At 45.3% G+C, this 675-nt stretch carries 1 protein-coding gene; it reads left to right on the top strand.

From position 1 onward, the window contains the following. On the top strand, nt 1-654 hold a 654-nt coding region (locus E2R66_RS28625; protein WP_449406737.1), incomplete at its 5' end, for an IS1634 family transposase. Nucleotides 655-675 lie beyond the last annotated feature (21 nt).

Raw genomic sequence — 675 nt, 5'->3', positions numbered from 1 at the left:
GTTACCGTCCGCTACTGTGCCGTTGCCTTTCAGGGCAGAACTATCATTGGCACCTATTCGGCAAAACGGGCCAAAAAAGATGCCCATGACAGGGAAGTTAAACTGAAAACAGCAGAAAAACTTTTGGAAAACCCAAGCCTGGTTGCCAAAAAGGCGGGGCGCTTCTTCCTTAAAAAAGATGGCGAAACCAAATATGAACTCGACAAGCAAAAAGTAGCAAAGGATGAACGGTTCGACGGCTTTTTGGCCATAGCCACCAACAATGCTACACTCGATATAAATATTATACTTGAACAGTACAAACAACTTTACCGTATCGAGCATACCTTCCGCACCTTTAAGTCACACTTGGAAACGCGGCCTATGTTCCATTGGACAGACAAAAGGATCGAGGGCCATTTATGCCTGTGCTACTTATCCTATACACTATTAAACTATACCTTGCTAAAGCTGGAACGGGCAGGCGTGAAGACCACAGAAGCAGAGCTGCGGAAAACAATTGAAAGGATGCAGGTAAGTTTGATAGAACAGGATGGCAAAGAATATTATCTGCGCTCTGCCGCCCAGCCATTGGAAACCCTCATCCAACAGAAGCTGGGGCTGACCATCCTGCCATCGGTATTTACCGCAAGCGATACGCCGCAACTAGTTTAATATCAGTTAGTTGTAAAAAAT

Source organism: Mucilaginibacter psychrotolerans (genome assembly GCF_004519315.1).
GTDB classification, from domain to species: domain Bacteria; phylum Bacteroidota; class Bacteroidia; order Sphingobacteriales; family Sphingobacteriaceae; genus Mucilaginibacter; species Mucilaginibacter psychrotolerans.
This window is presented reverse-complemented; position numbering and strand designations above follow the sequence as displayed.